10 protein-coding genes are annotated in these 21,200 nt (G+C 39.0%); 6 read left to right on the top strand and 4 right to left on the bottom strand.

Annotated elements, in window-relative coordinates:
• The first annotated feature begins 14 nt into the window (after nt 1-14).
• The 4 genes from EV194_RS01565 to EV194_RS01550 are packed head-to-tail and all read left to right on the top strand — an operon-like array spanning nt 15 to nt 7,954.
• A complete protein-coding gene (locus EV194_RS01565; RefSeq protein WP_132431395.1) occupies nt 15-2,852 on the top strand; it encodes a SusC/RagA family TonB-linked outer membrane protein in 2,838 nt (945 codons plus the stop codon).
• Nucleotides 2,853-2,880: 28 nt separating this feature from the next.
• Nucleotides 2,881-4,665 (top strand): RagB/SusD family nutrient uptake outer membrane protein, encoded by a 1,785-nt coding sequence (locus EV194_RS01560; protein ID WP_132431393.1) that lies wholly within the window; start codon nt 2,881-2,883, stop codon nt 4,663-4,665.
• A gap of 29 nt (nt 4,666-4,694) precedes the next feature.
• Entirely contained in the window at nt 4,695-5,729 is a 1,035-nt protein-coding gene (locus EV194_RS01555) for a DUF5627 domain-containing protein (RefSeq protein ID WP_132431391.1), read from the top strand.
• A 29-nt stretch (nt 5,730-5,758) separates the two neighbouring features.
• Nucleotides 5,759-7,954 (top strand): endo-1,4-beta-xylanase, encoded by a 2,196-nt coding sequence (locus EV194_RS01550; protein WP_132431389.1) that lies wholly within the window; start codon nt 5,759-5,761, stop codon nt 7,952-7,954.
• Between the two features lie 708 nt (nt 7,955-8,662).
• Here the strand turns inward: EV194_RS01550 and EV194_RS01545 are convergent.
• From EV194_RS01545 to EV194_RS01535, 3 genes are all read right to left on the bottom strand, one after another.
• Nucleotides 8,663-11,059, bottom strand: coding sequence for an RICIN domain-containing protein (locus tag EV194_RS01545; RefSeq protein ID WP_132431387.1), 2,397 nt, complete (start codon nt 11,057-11,059; stop codon nt 8,663-8,665).
• 213 nt (nt 11,060-11,272) lie between these two features.
• A complete protein-coding gene (locus EV194_RS01540; RefSeq protein ID WP_165921776.1) occupies nt 11,273-12,808 on the bottom strand; it encodes a RagB/SusD family nutrient uptake outer membrane protein in 1,536 nt (511 codons plus the stop codon).
• 19 nt (nt 12,809-12,827) lie between these two features.
• A complete protein-coding gene (locus tag EV194_RS01535) occupies nt 12,828-15,950 on the bottom strand; it encodes a SusC/RagA family TonB-linked outer membrane protein (protein WP_132431383.1) in 3,123 nt (1,040 codons plus the stop codon).
• A gap of 759 nt (nt 15,951-16,709) precedes the next feature.
• Between EV194_RS01535 and EV194_RS01530 the strand changes: the two genes are divergently transcribed.
• Nucleotides 16,710-17,870 (top strand): glycoside hydrolase family 11 protein, encoded by a 1,161-nt coding sequence (locus tag EV194_RS01530; protein WP_132431381.1) that lies wholly within the window; start codon nt 16,710-16,712, stop codon nt 17,868-17,870.
• A gap of 276 nt (nt 17,871-18,146) precedes the next feature.
• The gene (locus EV194_RS01525; RefSeq protein WP_132431379.1) at nt 18,147-18,980 is read left to right on the top strand and encodes a formylglycine-generating enzyme family protein; all 834 of its coding nucleotides are present in this window, start codon (nt 18,147-18,149) and stop codon (nt 18,978-18,980) included.
• Between the two features lie 106 nt (nt 18,981-19,086).
• Here EV194_RS01525 and EV194_RS01520 read toward each other — a convergent pair whose 3' ends face one another.
• Nucleotides 19,087-20,778: a glycoside hydrolase family 43 protein gene (locus EV194_RS01520; RefSeq protein ID WP_132431377.1), complete on the bottom strand. Its 1,692-nt coding sequence runs from the start codon at nt 20,776-20,778 to the stop codon at nt 19,087-19,089.
• Nucleotides 20,779-21,200 lie beyond the last annotated feature (422 nt).

The following is a 21,200-nucleotide window of genomic DNA, read 5'->3' as shown; positions in this document are numbered from 1 at the left end:
AAAATATGACTAAAATGAAATATATATATATTGGTCTCGCAATTTGTATTGTACTCGCTTTTAGTTCTCTTAAAGCTTCTGCCCAGGTTGATTTGGCAGAAACAGAGAATTTGGATAACGATTCAATACAAAGAAAGGTCGAGGTCGCATTTCGTTCAATTAACGAACAGGATCTGTTGGGTGGTGTTTCTGTCATTGATGTTGAAGCTTTGACAGAAAAATCCTATACACTTAGTAGCTTAGCTTTCGTTGAGAATGCTGTTGGCGGAGTCAACGGGAATATTTGGGGTATGAATGAAATGTTGGTTGTAGTTGACGGTATGGTGCGTGATGCCAACAATGTTCTGCCAACAGAAATTCAACAAATCACCATACTTAAAGGGGCGGCAGCTGTTGTTCTATATGGTAGTCGTGCTTCAAAAGGGGTGATTCAAATTACCACCAAAAGAGGCAAAATCGGCGACCCTTCTTTGAACATACGTGTAAATACCGGTGTTCATGTCCCAAAATCTTATCCTAAGTATTTAGGATCAGCTGAATACATGACTTTCTACAATGAAGCACGTGTAAACGATAGATTGGATCCTAGTTTCAGCATTGAGGATATATATCGACACTCTACAGGAGATAATCCATACAGATATCCAAACTTAAATATGTATTCTTCAGAATACTTAAAGAGTATGTATAATCAGTCTGAGGGTATTGCCGAAATATTTGGGGGAGACGAACGTGTCAGATACTATGCAACCACAGGATATTATCGTCAAGGTTCTCTATTGGATGTGGGGAATACTTCTGATAATTACATAAGTAGAATGTTTGCCCGAGGTAATTTGGATATGGATTTACATGAAAATCTTAGTGTACGAGCCGATGCCAACGCGACATTTTATGATGCTTCTGATGCCAGAAGCAACTGGTGGGGTGGAGCTGCGAATCTACGTCCCAACCGTGTTGCGCCACTTATACCTTTAAGCTATCTGGAGGCTAACGACGACATTTCATGGGCAACCATAAACGCCAGCAGATATATCATCGATGGCAAATATTTTCTCGGCGGTACTCAGGCAGATCAAGGGAATCCTATAGCTGATGCATATGCTGCAGGTAGCAATAAATATGTAAGCCGACAATTTCAATTCAATACCAGATTTGACCTTGATTTGAAATCAGTACTTGAAGGTCTGAAGTTTCGAACATGGTATGGAATTGACTATGCTTTGACTTACAATCAGACCTATTTTAATGAATATGCAATATATGCTCCAACCTGGACGAACTATGATGGACCAGACAGAATTGCAAGTGTTACACAGTTTGGTGTGGATAGAAGATCAGGACGCGAGTATGTTGAAAACTCTGCATACCGATATACATACAATGTGGGTGGTATGTTTGATTTTTCACGTACAGTGAACGAAAATCATAATTGGTATGGTATGGTAGTTGCCAATGTCTGGCAAAGAAGAATGAGTGGAGAATACCACAATCTGACTAACGTAAATCTTGGAGTACAGGCTTCTTATAATTTTGATCATAAATACTATGTAGATTTTAGCTCTGCACTTCCATACTCTGCGAAACTTCCTTCAGCTAACAGACTTGGGTTTTCACCAACCGTAACTTTAGGATGGCGTCCAGTTAAAGAGGATTTCTTTGGAACAACTGTTTTTGATGATTTGATGCTGACTGTTTCAGGTGGTATCATTAATCAGGATATGGATATCAGAACAGATGATAATCAGATGGGATACTATCTTTATAAAGCAGTTCTTGAGCGTGATGGTTGGTTTTCATGGGCTGATAATGAAGGGCAGGCTGCTGCAAGAATCAATAGGAGTGATAATCCTGATCTGAATTATATAAAGAGAAAAGAGATCAATGTGGGGTTACGAGGATCATTGTTGAACAGATTCATGACCTTTGATTTTAACTACTTTAGAGGAACAATGGATGGAGGAATTACTCGTCGAAGTTCTCAATATCCTATTTATTTTACACAGGTTGGTTATCCATCAGGTTCATTAATTCCTTATGTGAATTACAATATCGATGACAGGTCAGGATTTGATTTCAGCATGTACTTTAATCAAGATGTAGGTGCATTAGATCTAACTCTTGGTGTAAGCGGTATGTATTCTAAAACTGAAGCTTCGAGACGTGACGAAGTCTTTTCTCCAGAAAATGCACATTTGTCCAGTATTGGATACCATGTGAATGGAATTTGGGGTTTAAAAAGTGATGGATTTTTTAGAGATCAGGACGATATCCAAAATTCCCCAATACATTCGTTTGGTGAAATTGTAAGACCTGGTGATATTAAGTACAAAGATATTAATGGAGATGGCTATATTGATAATGACGATATGGTGTTTTTGGGTCGTTGGGATACCCCTTTCCGTTTAGGTGTGAATTTCACCGCAAAATGGCGTAATTTTACCTTGTTTGCTATGGCTAACGGATATTTCGGTGGATATGGACTGAAAAACAGCTCTTATTATTGGGTTAGTGGAGAAGGTAAATATTCTGATATCGTTAGGGACAGATGGACTGAGGATACCAAAGATACAGCCACTTTCCCACGACTTACCACAGGCAATGGTGCAAATAATTTCCGTGCTTCTGACTTCTGGTTATACAAAACTGACAGGGTGAATTTGTCGCAGGTTCAGATAACATATGATATTCCTGAGTCATCCTTACAGGGAACATTCATTAAAGGGTTAAGTGTATATGTTGGTGGTTATGATCTTCTGACCATATCCAAGGAGAGAAAGCATCTGGAGATGAATGTAGGAAGTGCACCACAAACACGTTTTTACAATATTGGTGTAAAGGGCTTCTTTTAGACGTAATCAGAATTAAATGTAATTAATTATGAAGAATAGAAATAATATATCTTTAATTGCACTTTTGGTTTTGTTCTTTATAGCGCAAACAAGTTGTGATGACATGTTTGAGCCGGCTATAGATAATCACAAAGATGAAAGTGAATTAGTAGACATGCCAATATGGGCCGTAGGTTTATTAGGGCATGTTTACATTGGCAACCCATTGGATACATGGCAAATTACTGATGTGGCCACCGACAATGCTGTAACCAATGACCGTGCAAGTGGATTACGAGCCATGGCCACTGGCTCATGGCGGGCTAATAATAATCCGCTTAACAGATGGCAAAACCTAAGGTCTGCATGGAATTATGTGAATATATTCCTTGATGTTGCAGATGATGTTGAATGGGCAGCTGATCCACTGGTTGATCTTATGTTTAATGATCGATTTAAAGGGGAAGCATATGGATTACGTGCACTTTTAATGTATCATCTGCTACTGAATCATGCGGGTCCTGGACCAGATGGTCAATTACTTGGGATTCCTATTGTAACAGAGCCTGAGAATATTGATTCTGAGTTTAACCTACCACGTAATACCTTTCAGGAGTGTATTGATTTTTTAATTGCGGATGCAGAACGTGCGATGTCGTTGTTACCCAGCTTGTATGGAGATGTAACTGATAATAACAATGTTCCTGAAAAATATCGCGAAATGGGCGTAATTGCCACTGTATATACTCGTGTTTTTGGAAATCATTCTAGAAATAGAATGAGCGGCCGAATTGCAAAAGCAATTCGAGCACAGGCTGCTCTATTGGCCGCAAGCCCTGCATATAGCAGCGGATCAGATATAACATGGGCAGATGCCGCTAATTTTATGGCTGATGTTCTTGGAGAGCTTGGCAGCAACCCGATTGCTCAAATAGCTCCAGACGGACATCGATGGTACGCTGATAACAGCGCAATTGGGAACCTTAATGAGGGAAATAATCCACGAGAAATATTATGGCGTTCTAATAGGGCCAATAATGTGGATCTGGAAAGGGAGCACTTTCCACCAACATTATTTGGAACTGGTCGTGTTAATCCATCACAAAATTTTGTCGACGCTTTTCCTATGCTTAATGGTTATCCTATTGGACATAGTGAGAGTAATTACGACCCAAATAATCCTTATGCAAATCGTGATCCTCGTCTGGCAGCATATGTTGTTCTAAATGGAAGCACTTTAGGGCCTCAGTCGGTAACTGTGAATACTGCTGCTGATGGACCTGATTTCAACGCCTTAAACAGAGACGGTAATTCAACAAGGACAGGATATTACTTAAGGAAACTTTTAAATCCAGCAGCGAATCCCAATCCAAACTCTGAGACTCCAGGACATCGTTACAGGGCATTTATGCGTTATACAGAGTTCTTCCTTGGCTATGCAGAAGCAGCCAACGAGGCTTGGGGACCAACAGGAACCGGAGCCCATGGTTATTCAGCTTACGATGTTGTAAGAGCGATTCGTCAAAGAGCTGGCATCGGCGTAAATGGAAACGATCCTTACCTTGAGTCTGTAATGAACGATACAGATGCAATGCGGGAATTGATTCGCAATGAACGTCGTCTGGAATTGAGTTTTGAAAACTTCCGTTTCTGGGATTTGCGCAGGTGGAAAGTGGATCTTAACGAACCTGTTATGGGTATGCGAATTCAAGGTGGCAACTACACAGAAATAGAAGTTGAAGACCGTGCATATCAGGATTATATGTATTACGGGCCTGTACCTTTCAGTGAAGTAATCAAGTTCGACAACTTGCTTCAAAATCAAGGATGGTAGGAGTTATTTGAACAATTAAAAGATCGAAAATGAAAAGGATATTATTTATAACACTTATTACGGCTTTTATAGCAGGGTTGTTTACCTCCTGTGAAAATGCAGATTGGGAGTTTCCCGATTTTGATTACACTGCCGTATATTTTGCCTATCAGAGTCCTATTCGTACCATCACTCTTGGAGAGGATGTGTTCGATACCACTCTTGACAATGAGTACAAGGCTCAGATAATGGCTACAATGGGAGGTGTTTATGCTAACAATAACGATGTTGTTATTCAAATTCAAGTTGACAACTCGTTAGTGGATGGATTGGCGTTTGATGGAAACGAGGATCCTCTTAGGGACATTGTTGCTATGCCGGAAAACTATTATTCTCTCTCTTCTGACAGAATAACCATCAAAAAAGGAGATATTCTTGGTGGCGTTACAGTTCAGCTCACTGATGCCTTTTTTGCAGATCCTTTGGCTCTCACAACCAACTATGTGATTCCGGTTGTTATGACATCGGTTACAAATGCTGACTCAATACTTCAAGGTGTTCCTCTTGTTGATAATCCAAGAAGAGGCGTAGCTGACGATTGGGAAGTTCAACCGAAAGACTATATTTTCTATGCCATTAAATACATCAATAAATATGATGCTAATTATTTGCGCAGAGGTCAGGATGTCATTTCTGGAGATCAAAACGGAACAATTACACGTGCTGAAGAGTATGTAGAGTGGGATGAGGTTATTAATACCATTTCTACTCGTTCTTTAAATACTATAGCCTGGAACCATCAAAGCAGGGATTTGGATGATTTTAGTCGTAGTTGTGTTTTATTGCTTACTTTCGATGAAAATGGGAATTGCGTTATTACCTCAGATACAGATGGTATTACAGCAAGCGGTTCCGGAAAATTTGTTTCTAAAGGTGAGAAAAATAGTTGGGGTAATAGAGATCGTGATGCACTTTATCTGGAGTACACCATAGATTATGGCGATGTTCAATTTAGTATCACCGATACTATGGTGGTTAGAGACAGAGGTGTTAAGCCTGAATGGTTTGATTCCGTATTAAAATAACAACAATCTTTTTTGTAAAATCAAAAAATATGAAACATACAATAAATATTTTAGCCTCGTGCTTCTTAATATTGATTTTTGCCGTTTCATGCGTGGATGACTCAATAGATTTCTTTGAGGTTGAAAAACCTGAATCTATTGCTGAGCTGGAATATCTGAATGATTATGATGTTCTGAAAGCCTACGTTGACAGAGCTGCAAGTCCCAATTTCAGATTAGGAGCAGGTGTTACTGTTAGTGAATACCTTGGACTAGGTCATTACTATAGATTCATCAATGCCAATTTTGATGCTATGACTGCCGGTAATGCAATGAAATACAACTCTGTGGTTGCAGACGATGGATCAATGAACTTTGGTCAGGTTACTCAGTTTGTAGCAGCTGCGCGAAATGCTGGTTTAGAAATCTACGGGCATACACTAGTGTGGCATTCACAACAGAATCTTGCATATCTTAATCACATCATCGATGATCGGGAATTAGAGACTGATCCTGATGCTACCGAAGAAGTGATTGATGGATTTAAGGATTATAGAGTGGAAGGTTTTACCGGATGGCATGGGGGACCTGTGCAACCATATGTTGAAAATGGTGTTTTAGTTGTAAACAATCCCGAAGAACAACCTAATTTTTGGGATGTACAATTTCATGTAGCTAACAATATTCCTACCATTATTGACACCAGGCATACGGTAACCGTTCGTATTAGAGGTACTGTTGAAGATGAAATAACTCTGGCTTTTGGTGATTGGGGAGGGACTCAAAACACAACGATTCCTATTACTACTGAGTGGGAGGAAGTGAGTGTAAATCTTTCTGCTCTTCATAGCAATAGTTTTGTTATGTTACAATCAGGAAAGTATGTTGGAACCTATGAAATTGAGTGGGTGAGGGTATCACATCAGGCAGCTGTAGCTGTTGCGTGGTGGACCCCACTGATTACCAACAGTAATTTAGAAGGAGATGATTTCTCTTATTACTTCGCAACAGAGGCAACAGATGGCCCTAATCCTGCAACCATTGGCGAACCCGGTACAGGAATTGATGGTGGACGTGCCGTAGTTGTTCAATCGGGGAATAGCCCTGTTAATGCCTGGGATACGCAGTTTTTTGTGAGAGTTCCCAGAACATTTGAGGATGGAGACAGAATCCGATTTACCTTGAAGTATAGAGCTGAAATCCCTGCAGCATCAGAGACTCAGGCTCATAATGAACCAGGAGGCTACCTGCATTGGCAAATGGCTGGTACACCCGGCTTTACTACCGAATGGCAGGAACTCGCTTATACTGGGACGATTAATGCTAGTCAGGCTGGAATGAACACCATTGCTTTCAATTTAGCACTGTTGGGTGAAGCAAATACCTATTATTTTACGGACATCCAATGGGAGTTTGAAGAGTCAGGTAGCACGATCCCTCTTACTCCTGAAGAGAAGGCAGATACGCTTACTTATGCCCTAAGAACCTGGATTTCTGGCATGATGGAAGCTACTGAAGGATATGTTAAAGAGTGGGATGTTGTAAATGAAGCTCTTGCAGGAGAAGGTAATGTAGATGGTTTTTACGATCTGAAGTCTGCCGTTCGGGGTACTGTATCTGCTGAAGCTGCAGCAAATAGTTTCTACTGGCAAGATTATTTGGGTGTTGATTATGTTCGCACGGCCGTTCAATTTGCTCGTGAATATGGTCCAGACAATTTGAAATTGTTTGTTAACGATTACAATCTCGAATCTTTCTGGGATGACAACCACAAACTCAAGAGTCTTATCTATTGGATTGACAGATGGGAAAGCGATGGTGAAACAGTGATTGATGGAATTGGTACTCAGATGCACGTTTCATATCATATGGACCCTCAACAGCAAGCTGTTAGAGATGCTCATATCGTTCAAATGTTTGAGCTTTTGGCCGAAACCGGTAAATTGATTAAGATTACCGAATTGGATATGGGACTTATTGATGAAGATGGCAACACTGTGCGAACAGGTGATGTGACAAGCGAACAACACAGAGCCATGAGTGATCATTACAAGTTTATCATTCAGAAATATTTTGAAATTATTCCGGCCAGTCAACAATATGGTATAACCCATTGGAGTCCTACGGATAGTCCGCAAGGATCATCATGGAGAGGTGGAGAGCCTATTGGTTTATGGACAGAATCTACATTCAGACGCAAGCACACTTATGGTGGATTTGCAGACGGATTAGCTGGAAAGGAGTAAGTTTGATAATCATTGGAATGTACTTTAGTTTTTGAAGTTTATTCATTATTTGGTTTGTATAAGAGGTTGTCCCACTGGGACAACCTCTTTTTATTTATTAAAATAGATGTAAAGGCGATACGGAAAGGCTTCTCAATCTATTCCCTATTAATGAATATCTATTTTCAATTATCGTTATCTAAAATCTAAAACGATAAATCTATGGCTTGTTTATTTATCCTTAACACGCAAAAGTGGTTCTGTAATTTCTCATTAGTCGTTGCGAGATGTTCTGTAAGCGCCAGATTGATATAGTTAAAGAGGCGAAGTGGTACTGTCGATAGGACGCGGTAGTATCTATTTTGGTGTTAAAAGAATGGTTAAGGATCATTGCATAATTGCAATTAGAATAGAGATTTTGTGTTGTATTTGTCAATTAATCAAGAAGCTGTGATGTTCCTGAGATAATGACTGACATGTATAGGCAAATACAAATTCAATTCTTTGAAGAATTATTCATAATTAGAAATGAAATGTCTGATTTTGAAGATGATTTTTGTAAACATGGGTTATTTTTGTTATAAGAGTTTAGAAAACAATGAAATCAAATTTCTAAGGGAATTTGTTTTAAAGATATTCTTGTAGTTTTTTAGTGCAATTAAATGAAAAAGGCTGTCCTAACGAGGACAGCCTTTTTTTTGTATTAATAGTCCGATAATGGGGGACTATCTATTTTATAATCAACTTTTGAACATATCTCCTTTCTCCGTCAGTTATTTCCAATATATACATACCTTGAATTAAGTTTAACGGGATATCAATGCTGTGCGTACGACAACTATTTGTTGAATATACTGTGCTTCCTTGCAGGCTCATGATATTAATAACTATATCATTGCTAATGTCTTTATTCGTTTCAGGTAGCACTATAGTAACGTTCCCATCTGTAACTGGGTTCGGGAAAACCTGTACTTCCAGTGCTGTTTCATTTTCAGAAGCGACTTCATTTTCGAATACTGAAGCACTTCTCAAGGAGGAAAGCATCCAGTGTTGGCAATGGTGATTGTTGGCAGGCCACTGTTGAACATTGGCTCCATTGGCTAAGGATGCTTCTGCTACTTCAAGAAGTTTACCGCTGTGACGAGCCTCTATCTGGAAATATCCGTTTCCAACATCGATAAAACGCCATTGTTGACAAGTTCCTCCCCAATATTCCCACAGTTGCACATTTGCTCCATCGGCAGAAGAATAATCAATGACATCCAGGGCTTTGCTTGGTGCATGAACTGGGGAGATTCGATAAAAATCGTTTTCAACGTGAGTGATGTTCCACTGTTGATTGGTTTGCCCTGTTCCTGGCCATTGTACCACGTTTGTACCATCACTTGTTCCAAGATTATAGCTGTCCAGCGCTTGTCCACTGTTTCTGTTCTGGATGCTGTACGTACCATTTGCAATTGCTTGAGTATTAACAAGTGTTAAAGCAAACTGTTGGCAATCGTTATTATAACATGTCCATTGTTGTACATTAGCACCATCATCCATCGAGAAATCTGTTATATCAATACATTTCCCGCTATTTCTGTTTACGATGGTGTAGTACCCATCGCCAGTGCTTTGAAGGCAAAATTGCTGAACCTCTTGTCCATTGCAAGTCCATTGTTGAATGTTGGCACCATCATTTGTTGACCAATTTGCCACGTCCAGACATTTGTCGCTGTATAAGCTTCTGATTGTGTAATATCCTTCACTATTTTGTTCGATTAGCCATTGTTGGTTCTCAGTGTTGCCGCAGCTCCACTGAACAATGTTACCACCATCCGACATGGAGAAATTATATACATCCAGACATTTGTTGCTGTGTTTTGCTGAAATGGTGTATATCCCATTCTGTACATTTCCGCTGCAACCTGCTGTTGGTTCACAATTACTGGTGGGGATGTTGTCTGCCGCATATTCGGAAAACCATTGTTTTACAGGTGCTGCAACTGCTTCCCAGTCATTGTTGTAAGCAGTAGAACCATTTGGATCTCCCATATGAATAAGGTTTTCTGGAGCCAGAACATTCCAGCTTACGTTACCCGATTGGTCAACGATGTATTTCAAATTGGCTCCGAATCCCTGGCCACCTGCGACACCAGTATTTCCAATTCCCCAAACATAATGTCCGGCATCTTTATAACTTTGCGGCGCCCAATCGGTTTCTGTAATAATTATTGGAGCTATATCTGCAACAGGTTTAACGTTTACATTCCATCCATTTAGAAAATCCTGATAGTTTCTTATTCCTCCCCAGTATCCGGGGTAAATATGAACTGCATATCCAATATTCCCGCCGGTGATGGGATTGTTTGCATAACCGGCATAATGCGATTGCCAACCGGTTCCGGGAATCCAACAAATATTATTTGCCCCATTGTTCCTTATTAAATCAACAATAGGCTGAAAATAATTCACTAAGGCATCAAAATGTGCCTGAGATGTACCTCCCCATACTCCATTTGTACCCAGAATTTCTACCGGTTCATTGGCAATCTCGAACATGACATGATCTGCATTTCTGATTTGAGGATGTTGGGACAGGAAGTCCCAAACAGTTATCAGGTATTGTTGGTAAGCATCTCCTACGGAAATTCTTTCAGGACAAACTCCGGGTGGTCGAAGTACCACGTATAAGCCTCTTGAATGAGCGTGGTTGATTAAAGGAATGATCACCTCATCGGTATATTGTACCAAACGGTTGAAATTAAATCTGGAAATATCATGCTCTGAAATTGGTGGGCCAGGGTCATTTGTCCAGTATGGATCGATGTGAAGTCGTATGTAGTTTAGGTACCATCCATCAGAAGTGTCGGTTAATCGGTTGATGATTGCAAAATTGTAATCCAGGCATCCCTGTACATCATAATTCTCCCACCTACAGTGTTCATTCCCATACATGCATCCATTGAACCATGGGCTTGGCGTAATTGCGACTCCATGTAAAAGGACATTATTCCCACAAGGATCTTTTAAGTATCTGCCGTCAACATGTAGGGGTGGGAGTTCCATGCCTGGCCAGGCAGATACCATTGTAGGCAATAGGTTTAAGGTTAGAATCAGAATTAAAAGTCGAAATAATTTCATAATTAGAAGTTAAAATTAAATAATATAAGAATTGAATAAAAAGGGATTAAGGGCATTATTGTGAGATATTTGGAGTGTTTATTAATGAAATAATTATGTTGCATTAAGCTGTGTCTTAAAATACGAAAGACGTAAAGAGTCTTTCGCTCTTTACGTCTTTCTCACAAGAATATTCTTAGATTGTTATGCTTTAACAATCAGTTATTGAAGAGATTAGTTGATCAAATTGTTACGACTAACTTCAGTGTCCGGCAATGGTAGTAATGCTCTTGCAGGGTTATTTCTGATGTATGCCACCGGATCGGGATTTGTTTCATCAAAATGACCATTTCTTCTCCATCTTGCCAATTCTAAAGGTCTGAGTTTTTCGTTTGAGAATTCTACCAGCGACTCATGCATAATGGTTCGTCGTACTTCCACTTTTGTGTTACTTGGGAACCGTGCAGTTGGATAATCTGGCATATCCACGCTTGGTCGACTGCGGATTTCATTTAGATATCCCAATGCCTCAGGTATGTTGTCCAGTTCGTTTTCGCACTCAGCAAGTTTGATAAGTACCTCAGCAAAACGCATGTTTCTGTAATTTATGCTGGAAGTGTAGTATTCTCCCGGATCAATTTTATACATAGGCGAATATTTAAACCAGCCAAGTAGAACATCTTCTCCATGGAAATTAGATGTATATCCTCCAACCCTTTCAGCAGTGAGCTCTATGGGGTTTTCTGGGGGTCCAAACATGTCACCCACAAAAATAACTGACTCCCGTAATCTTGGGTCTTCTTTATCATCTCCATTCTCCGGGTGTTCAAACGCATTGATCAATTTATCTGATGGAATCATATTGCGCCAGGCTACAGGACTGTAGTCCTGGAACATCACATTTTGTTTGTCATTTGGCCCATCTCCATTGCCATCTTCCCACCAGTTGAATCCTGTACCTGTAAAGCCTATCTCAAATATTGACTCATCATTATAGGATGTTTCCTCTCTAAAGTTGTCTGAATAGTTATCCATCAATCTGTATGGGCCATTTTCGTAAATATCGAGCAGCACTGTTCTCGCTTCAGAATACTTCCCTTGATGCATAAGTACACGAGCTAATAGCAGCTGAGCCGCACCCTTTGTTGCCCTGCCTCGGTCTTCAGATGAATGGGTGACTTTGAGTACAGATTGGATGTCGGTGAGATCGGTCTCTAATAAGTTAAAAATCTCAGATTCTTCAGCCAACGGCTGATAACCATCCGGAGATTTAACTGTTTCCGTATAAATTGGAACTCTTCCCCAATTAACAGTCAGATAATAATAGGCCCAGGCTCTTAAAAATTTTGCTTCCGCTATTCTATGAGCTCGAAGGTCTGAATCAATATCTTCAATATTAGGCCCAAATTCGATTACAGCATTGGCTCTGTGAATCAATCTGTACAATCCCCTGTACGCTGCAATTATTGTGTAGTTTGAATTGTCATAAGTACCGGTAAGTAATTGCGCGTTTCTTGTTTCAAGCTGAGGCCCTCCTGTAGAATGCTCATCTGCCCTTGTGTCGGAGAAGTATTGCATCATCCGTCCCCATAAATCTGAGCCTGTAAATTGTCCATAAATGGCATTGGTGGCTGCGGTTAATTCATCAGCATTTGTGTAATACTGGTCAACTGTCAGCTGGTTTGGATTTGTTTTATCCAATATTGAATCGTCGCATGCCTGGGAAAAGAAAAGTATTCCAAGTAATGCTATTATCAGTTTATTTTTCATCGTTTTCATTTTTTATGATTTAGAATGATGCACGAACTCCAAAAATGAATGTTCTGGGTTGTGGATATTGCCCTAGGTCAACCCCATGTCGAAGGGTGTTATTGCCATATGAGGCAATTTCCGGATCATATCCTGAATAATTTGTAATCGTAAGTAAGTTTTGAGCTGTAACATACAGACGTACACCTCTTATAGAATTTCTGAAGGTGGATGCCAGAACTTCGTCGGATATGTTATAACCCAAGGTTAGATTTTTTAATCTCATGTATGAGCCGTCTTCAACAAATCTGTCAGAAACCCTGGCATTTCTGTTTGGATCTCCACTTATTGCTCTTGGCATATCTGTATTTGTATTGTTTGGCGTCCAGGCATCTAAAACAGCTTTATCCATATTAAATAGTCTCATCATACCTTGAGTTAATACTGCCGTTCCATTATAGATGTCATTGCCATATACTCCCTGAATTAATAGAGATAGATCGAAATTTCTGTATTCAGCATTGAAGTTAATACCATATGAGAAATCAGGTAAAAAGTTTCCAATGATCTGACGATCATTCTCGTCAACAATTCCATTTCCGGTTAAATCCCTGAACCTGATATCTCCAGGGGCTGTAAATTCACTTTGATAGTATTGTTGATCCACAATTCCTGCAGCATATTGTTGAGCAGCTATATTATTAAGCGCGTCAATTTCTGCTTGCGTTTGGAAGATTCCATCCACTACATATCCATAGAAGCCTTGAATCGGATGCCCTGCTTGTGTTCTTGTAATTGAGCCACCACCATAGTCTTCTGTCGTTGCGCCGATGTCAATAAATGGTGCACCTGTACTTAATCGGACCACTTCATTATTAACGGTGCTCAGGTTTGCTGAGATTCCAAATCGGAACTCTCCATCGCGTTTGTTGTAACCAAGATTGAAATCGTATCCCCAGTTCTTCATTTCTCCAATGTTTGTTAATGGATCTGAAGAATAGCCCATAGATGGAGCCAAAGGATTTTCTACAATCAGGTTGTCAACTCTTCTCATATAGTATTCTGCAGAAAAAGTTACTGCATGATGGAATAGGGACAGGTCAAAACCAAAATTCGACATGGTTGTTATCTCCCATTCAAGATCCTGGTTAGGAAGAACGCTGAAATATGCTCCCTGGTTGTTCGATGCATTGTCGTTGAGTACTGCCCAAGTGTTAAAAGCAATTGTTGATTGCCATGGATAAGCTCCCACTGCATTAAAACCGAGTGTTCCATAACTGGCTCTGAATTTTAACTCAGACAGGAAGTCAAAGTCTTGCATAAAATCTTCGCGACTCATGACCCATCCAAGAGATGCTCCCGGGAAGTTTCCCCATTTTTTACCAGGTGCAAAAACCGATGACCCATCCCGACGAAATGAGGCACTCAATAAGTATTTGTCATCAAACGCATAATTGAGTCTTCCTGCATACGAAATCAATGCTGTTTCATTTAGGCCTCCGCTCACTGTTTGGGAAGATGTTCCTTGAAGCTGATCCAGACTGTTGGTTGTGTGCTGTCCTCTTCCTATCAGAAAATCGTTGCTGGTGATTTGTTCTTCAACAATTGCTACCGCATTGATTTCATGTCTATCAATTATTCTGTCGAAATTTAATTGATTGGTGAAGATTCTGGAGTAATACCTGGATCTGTCATCACTTAACTCGTTGTAATTTCTTTGGTTATATCCATTATTATACATTGGTCTTTGTTCCGTAATTCTGGTTCCGGAATATTCTATACCAACAGCTGAGCGGAAACTTAACCAATCTGTAAATGCTATTCTGGCATAAGCATTACCAACCAAATTTACCACTCTGTTTGAGATGTTATTATGGGTGGCAACTTGAACAGGATTCTCGGCATCACTACCATCAACTGGTTCTGGTCCACCAAAGCCTCCAAGGTTTGTTGGGTTATAGACTGGTATATAAGGAACCTGATTTACCATATGCTTAATAATGGTACGTCCTCCTTGTTCAATCTCTCTTGATTGTGTACTATATGAAGCTTTGATTGATTCTCCGACTGTCAAGAAATTATTTACTTTATATTCAGAGTTTATTCTAAAGCTATGACGGTCAAAATCGGAACCTACCATGATACCATCTTGTTGGAATCTACCATAAGAGGTATAAAACCTGTATTGCTCATTTCCCCCTGAAAGATCTATATTTACACGAGAAATTCCAGCCGTTCTGAACATTTCATCCTGCCAATCAGTATCGGTTTGAGCAAAAGTTTGGGTTGCTCCTTCATAGATTGGAGCATTCATGTTTGAAAACCTGGTAGGTAAAGCAAGACCTGCATTTGTCAATAAATCTGTTGCAAATGCCATGTACTCATCTCTATTTAAGAGATCTAATTTGTTCCATGCTTGTTGAAATCCTGTAGATGCGTCAACATTAATGGAAACTCGTCCGTCGCGTGAGCCTCGTTTAGTCGTAATCAGTACAACTCCGTTTGCAGCTCTGGATCCATATATTGCCGAAGCTGCTGCATCTTTAAGAACGGATACAGACTCTATATCATTAACATCGAAATTATTTAAGTTGCCAACAGGAATTCCATCAATTACATAAAGAGGGTCGGCAGAGAAATTTACTGAGCCAATACCTCTAATTCTTACTGATGGTGCTTCTCCCGGGCCACCACTGCTAACAACAGAAACACCGGACATCTCTCCTTGTAATGCAGATTCGATACTGCTAACAGGTTTTCGTTCCAATCGATCTGAAGAAATGCTCGCCACTGAACCTGTGAGGCTTTCTCTTCTTTGAGTTCCATATCCAACAACTACAATGTCAGAAAGTTGTAAAACATCTGGAGTTAATGTAAGATCTATCTGAGTTCTTCCATCAACTGGAATGGTTTCAGATGAGTAACCTATAAAAGAAAATGAGAGTATTGCATCAGGGGCTGCATTGATGCGATAATTTCCCTCTGAGTCTGTAATGACTCCGGTAGTTGTACCCTGAATTATTACATTCACTCCCGCAATGGGAAAACCAGCTTCATCGACAACACGGCCTTGAATTTGGCCTTGCTGCGCATTCAGGTTTACCGTTAGTAATAGTAATGGCAAAAGGAACAGACATGCCAATTTACAATTGATTTTTTTCATAATTCTTTTTTTTGAATGAAACAATTAGTGATTATATAGAATACATGTTGGCATATGGTACCATGTACCAAATGATAGTGCTGATTCTTGTAGTGAAAAAGTCGCGATTGCGATAAGAGAGTTTCGATATTATGCCAGAGATATTATCTAAAATTTTGAATAGATAATAAATGTGCAATGTGCAATTTGGATTGATAAAATTATAAAAAATAAACAAAAATGACCAAATAATCGTTCGTCTTATTTAATATTTGCAATGAATTATCGCCACTAAAGTTTGTAAATGCCTCTCAAATAAACAAAAACATGTAATAATTTCGTATGCATTTTAATTTATCTCAAAATATTTCAGGAAAAGAAGAATATAAATAACGTAAATGCAGCAGAATAACTTATAATTCTATGTAATGATAGAAAAATCAACGTCACTGGCAGAAAAAATATTAAGATAAATAAAAGCTATTTTCCTTTTGTTTTATAGTAATTGATAATGTGTGTAACGATCATAAAAATAGCAAGTAATGAAACTTAAAGAAAGATCGATTTATTGATTAAGGGATGTAAGTGTAGATAATTATAAACAAAAGAATCAAAATAAAATCATAAGTTAAATAAAAAAATGTATATTTAAACGCTAAAAAAAGTGAATTTTATTTCTTTAATGAAACCAAAGGGTGACCACAGTTGGTCCCTTTACTTTTTTTACAATTCAACTTGAATGTTTTTATGCCTTACACTATTAAAAATCCAACAAAAATTATGAAAAAAGTTTTTTTTATTGCAACTGCATTAGTTTTTATGTTTGCTGGGTGCTCAGAAGATATCATTGACGATGATTTAATGATTGATGATGTAATGTCTGACGCCACCCTTAAGTCATACGATTCGGGTACACATGATGGTTATTTTTGGCAACTTTGGACTGATGACCACAGTGGCTGGATAGATTACCAAAACGGACCAGGAGGAAATTACAGTGTTTCGTGGGATTACAATGGTAATTTTACATGTGGAAAAGGATGGAGTTCCGGTTCGAAAACAAGAATTATTGGGTATAATATAGGGGTACATAACCATAGTGGTGGTGGAGTTTTTGGGTATTATGGTTGGTCCAGAAGTCCAATGATAGAGTACTATGTAAATGAAAGCTGGGGTACTCAAAGGCCTACTTATGGCAGATTCCTTGGAACGGTTAACAGCGATGGTTCAACATATGATATCTATGAGGATATTAGGGTAAATGCACCATCTATTGAAGGAACCCAGACTTTTACTCAAATTTACAGTACAAGAAGATCTAAGGTGCCTGTTGGTCAAAATCGTACAATTACTTTCGCAAATCATGTGAATGCATGGGCGAATCTAGGATATCATTTAAATGATATGTCTCCATATGCGATTCTACTTACAGAAGCATATGGCGGTAATAGCCAGGGCTCGGTGAATGCAACAGTATGGAGCGCTGGTGAAGGAAGTGGCGATGGCGGCAACACCGACGGCGGTGGAGCTACTTATTACAGGATACAAAACCGGGCAACCGGGTTGTTTTTAGATGGAATGGGTAGAACTTCTGATGGATCTGATCTTGGACAATATGCCAACACCAATCACCAAAACGCACAATGGACAAGAGAAGCTTCCGGAGGTTTTGAGAGATTTAGAAACAGAGGTACAGGTTTATATATTGATGGAATGGGAAGAACTGAAAATGGTGCGAATGTTGGGCAATGGGCAAACACAAATCACAACAATGCTCAATGGAGCCTGGAGTCTGCCGGCAATGGTTATTACCGTTTAAGAAACAGAGGAACCGGATTATACCTTGATGGTATGGGAAGAACTTCTGACGGATCTAATGTAGGACAATGGGCAAATACCAATCATAATAATTCGCATTGGAGGTTTGTACCAGTTCAATAATTCTTAAGTTTAACATTTAAAGCATAAATGGCATAAAAGCATTTATTTATATTCTGCCCGACAATTTTTTTGTCGGGCAGAGTTTTAAAATATGATCATATAAAATGCTTCACAACCCTTACTTTGATTATAGATCTTATTAATTTTTTGATAGTTGTATAGATAAATCTAATTACTATAGATGTGTTACTAGTCTATTTTATTAATTTTATAATGCATAACAGGATTGTTTTCAATTGACTGGTTTTTAGAAATTAACTTATTAATATTTTACTAATGAAGAATAACTTTTTTTATTTGGCGCTGATGCCTGTATTGATTTTATCGGGGTGCAAAAAAGATGCTTCCAATGAGTTGATATTAATAAATGGAGGTGAGTTTAAAAATGAATATTCATATTTTTTTGGGAAAGGCATTGTTGTTAAAGACTTTTTTCTGAGTAAATACGAAATAACACAGAAGGAATGGATAGAGGTGATGGGATATAACCCATCACAATTTTCCGGGGACAACCTGCCTGTTGATATGGTGAGCTGGTATGAATGCATCATATATTGCAATCGGCGTAGTGAATTAGAAGGATTTACGCCCTATTATATTGTGGATACATTGAAAATTGATTTGAATAACTTCAGCGAATTTGATGATTTAAAATGGAGTGTAAGAATTAATGAATCAGCTGATGGTTATCGGTTGCCCACCGAGATTGAATGGGATTTTGCTGCCAGTGGAGGCATAAAAAGCAATAATTATATATATAGTGGTTCTAATAACCTGGATGATGTTGCATGGTATTGGAGAAATTCCGGGAATCAATATTTAGATGGGAAATGGAGTTGGATTAATATTGAGAATAATCAATCAAGAACCCGTCCTGTAGGAGAAAAAAGGCCAAATGAACTTGGTCTTTATGATATGTCAGGAAATGTGAGAGAATGGTGTTGGGATTGGTATGAAGATGACGAACTTGAAAGTGGTCACAGGAGAGTTTGGCGTGGCGGAGGCTGGATTGGTGGAGAACATGCATGCGCGATATCCTACCGCGGAATGTTTGAAGCAAATGGAGCCGGGCCAGACCAAGGATTTCGGGTTGCTCGAAATGCTCCGTGATAATATAATTTTCAAAAGATAAACTCCGAACAAGAGAGTTTTGCATTCCCTTATTCGGAGTTTTTCTTGTATAGACATTTAAATGCTTTACGCCATTGAGTTCATGTTATAGTTCGAAGTTGTTGGTGGTGTAAAGCCCTATAAGTGCACCAATAAAACCTCCGGCAACTCTTGAACTCAGGTTTCTGCCATCTGCATTTTCAACCAAAGTTTCCCAATTATTTCCGTCGAAACTGTACAAGAAGCTATAGTCGGCTGCATCTCCGGTAACTTTAAGATAAACCGGACGGTTTCTATCTCTTCCTGTTAATTCAACAGTGGCCAATGTCTCCTTATCCTTCTCAAGTCTGTTTACAACTAATGAAGTTTTTCCATCAACCATGGTTTTTCCAAATAAGAATTGATATTCTTCATTCTGGAAAAGAGTGAAGCCTGCAAAATCAGCTTCGGTTTCGGGATAAAATTCAAGTTTGGTCTCAGCCTCAAAAGTGGTATGTTGTTGTCTCCGCAAAATAGCTGATGGATTGCCAATCTCTTCGGTGGTCACATCACGCGGGCGTAATTCCAACTTGCCACTTCCTACAGTATAATATTTCTCACGAGGTGTACGTATGTGCATCCAGGTAAAGCCAAGATCTTCTGAGTCAAAATTGTCCACGAATTCAAAATTTCCGGTAGTAGGCGGAATGTTGGGGTCTGGATTTAAACCAGGCTTGTCATTTACAATAGGAATTTGTTCCCCTTGCGGTAATATTGTAGGCCAACCCCCTTCTGGCCATTCAACCGGCAATAAATAGGTGTCTCTTCCAACATTGGTCATGTCAAAATCGTAAGGACGAACACCTAAAAATACTGCCCACCACTTACCGTTCTCGTCTTGAACAAAATCAGCATGCCCAGCTGTGGTAATCTTATCATCTCTTTCTTCTGGCAAGTCACGTTGAGTTAAAATCGGGTTGTTCTCATAAGGAATGTATGGTCCCCAAACATCCTTACTCCTAAACACAACTTGTGAATGATTTAATCCGGTTCCTCCTTCGGCACAAATCAGATAATAGTATCCAAATTTCTTAATGATATGAGGTGCTTCAATCCATATGGGTCTGTCTTCAGGTCTGGCTCCTCCTCTTACTATCTCCTTAGGTTCTCCTATTATAACATCATTTTCTACATCCAACAGATGCATGTGAATTGCCCTCTGACCGCCATAATCGGCTCCACCCATTGGTTCAGCACATTCCAGAATATATCCTTTACCATCATCATCAAAAAATACCGATGGGTCTATGCCTCTAACTTGTGGAAATACAATCGGATCGCTCCATCCTTGTTCCGGATCTTTGGTTTTTACATAAAAGTTTCCAATACCCCAGGTACTGGTTGTTATCATGTAAAATGTTTCATTGTATGGATTGTATTCAATAGCAGGAGCAAAAATTCCATTGGAAATTTGCAGACCCTCTAGTTCCAATTGTGATGGACGATCCAAAACATGTCCTATTTGTTCCCAATTAACAAGGTCGTTGCTTTTGAAAATTGGCACACCAGGATAAAGACTGAACGAGGAGTGTACAACATAGTAAGTATCTCCTTTTTTGCATATGGATGGGTCGGGATAGAAACCAGCCAACACGGGATTGAGATACTGATTCTGTGGGTCAAACTCTCTGTCGAACAGGGCATCATTTCCTTTGTACCGAAAGTGTTCAAAAACAGCAATGTCATTGCTTCTTTCAGTGCAGGAATATAATACAGCAAATGCCAGCACAAAAAAAGGTAAAATGAATTTTTTTCTCATGGTAGTAAGTTTATTTAGTTAATGTTCATCTGTCTAAAATTTTTTTTCTATGGTTTCCGAAGCTTCGGGACACGTTTCATATAACTATTGCATGTTGATTCTTTGAAAGCAATTAATCTCAAAAAAATGACAATTTAGCTATATAGTAAAATCTTCAGTCGAATGCATTAATTCTATCACAAAAATCAAGACTGCATTCAAATAATTAATTGAAAAGATTAGGTGTAAGGCGGTGCTTGTGTTGGTTAATAACAGATCTACTATGCCAGATCACTCCCTAAAGAATTTTATGTATCTGTTAAATTTTAATTCTTTAAAAAAGTAGATGATAGATCTTTATCCCGAGACATTCGGGATTAGACAGATAGAATAGTTCAGAAAGATGATTAACACAACTGGTTTTCTATTTTGTTTTGTCTATC

This window comes from Natronoflexus pectinivorans (assembly GCF_004345615.1).
GTDB lineage: Bacteria > Bacteroidota > Bacteroidia > Bacteroidales > Marinilabiliaceae > Natronoflexus > Natronoflexus pectinivorans.
This window is presented reverse-complemented; position numbering and strand designations above follow the sequence as displayed.

Bases quoted from the DNA above. Each gene is read 5' to 3' on its own strand.
- EV194_RS01530 (WP_132431381.1), top strand. From the start codon at position 16,710: ATGAAAAAAGTTTTTTTTATTGCAACTGCATTAGTTTTTATGTTTGCT.
- EV194_RS01535 (WP_132431383.1), bottom strand. From the start codon at position 15,950: ATGAAAAAAATCAATTGTAAATTGGCATGTCTGTTCCTTTTGCCATTA.
- EV194_RS01565 (WP_132431395.1), top strand. From the start codon at position 15: ATGAAATATATATATATTGGTCTCGCAATTTGTATTGTACTCGCTTTT.
- EV194_RS01520 (WP_132431377.1), bottom strand. From the start codon at position 20,778: ATGAGAAAAAAATTCATTTTACCTTTTTTTGTGCTGGCATTTGCTGTA.
- EV194_RS01540 (WP_165921776.1), bottom strand. From the start codon at position 12,808: ATGAAAAATAAACTGATAATAGCATTACTTGGAATACTTTTCTTTTCC.
- EV194_RS01550 (WP_132431389.1), top strand. From the start codon at position 5,759: ATGAAACATACAATAAATATTTTAGCCTCGTGCTTCTTAATATTGATT.
- EV194_RS01545 (WP_132431387.1), bottom strand. From the start codon at position 11,059: ATGAAATTATTTCGACTTTTAATTCTGATTCTAACCTTAAACCTATTG.
- EV194_RS01525 (WP_132431379.1), top strand. From the start codon at position 18,147: ATGAAGAATAACTTTTTTTATTTGGCGCTGATGCCTGTATTGATTTTA.
- EV194_RS01555 (WP_132431391.1), top strand. From the start codon at position 4,695: ATGAAAAGGATATTATTTATAACACTTATTACGGCTTTTATAGCAGGG.
- EV194_RS01560 (WP_132431393.1), top strand. From the start codon at position 2,881: ATGAAGAATAGAAATAATATATCTTTAATTGCACTTTTGGTTTTGTTC.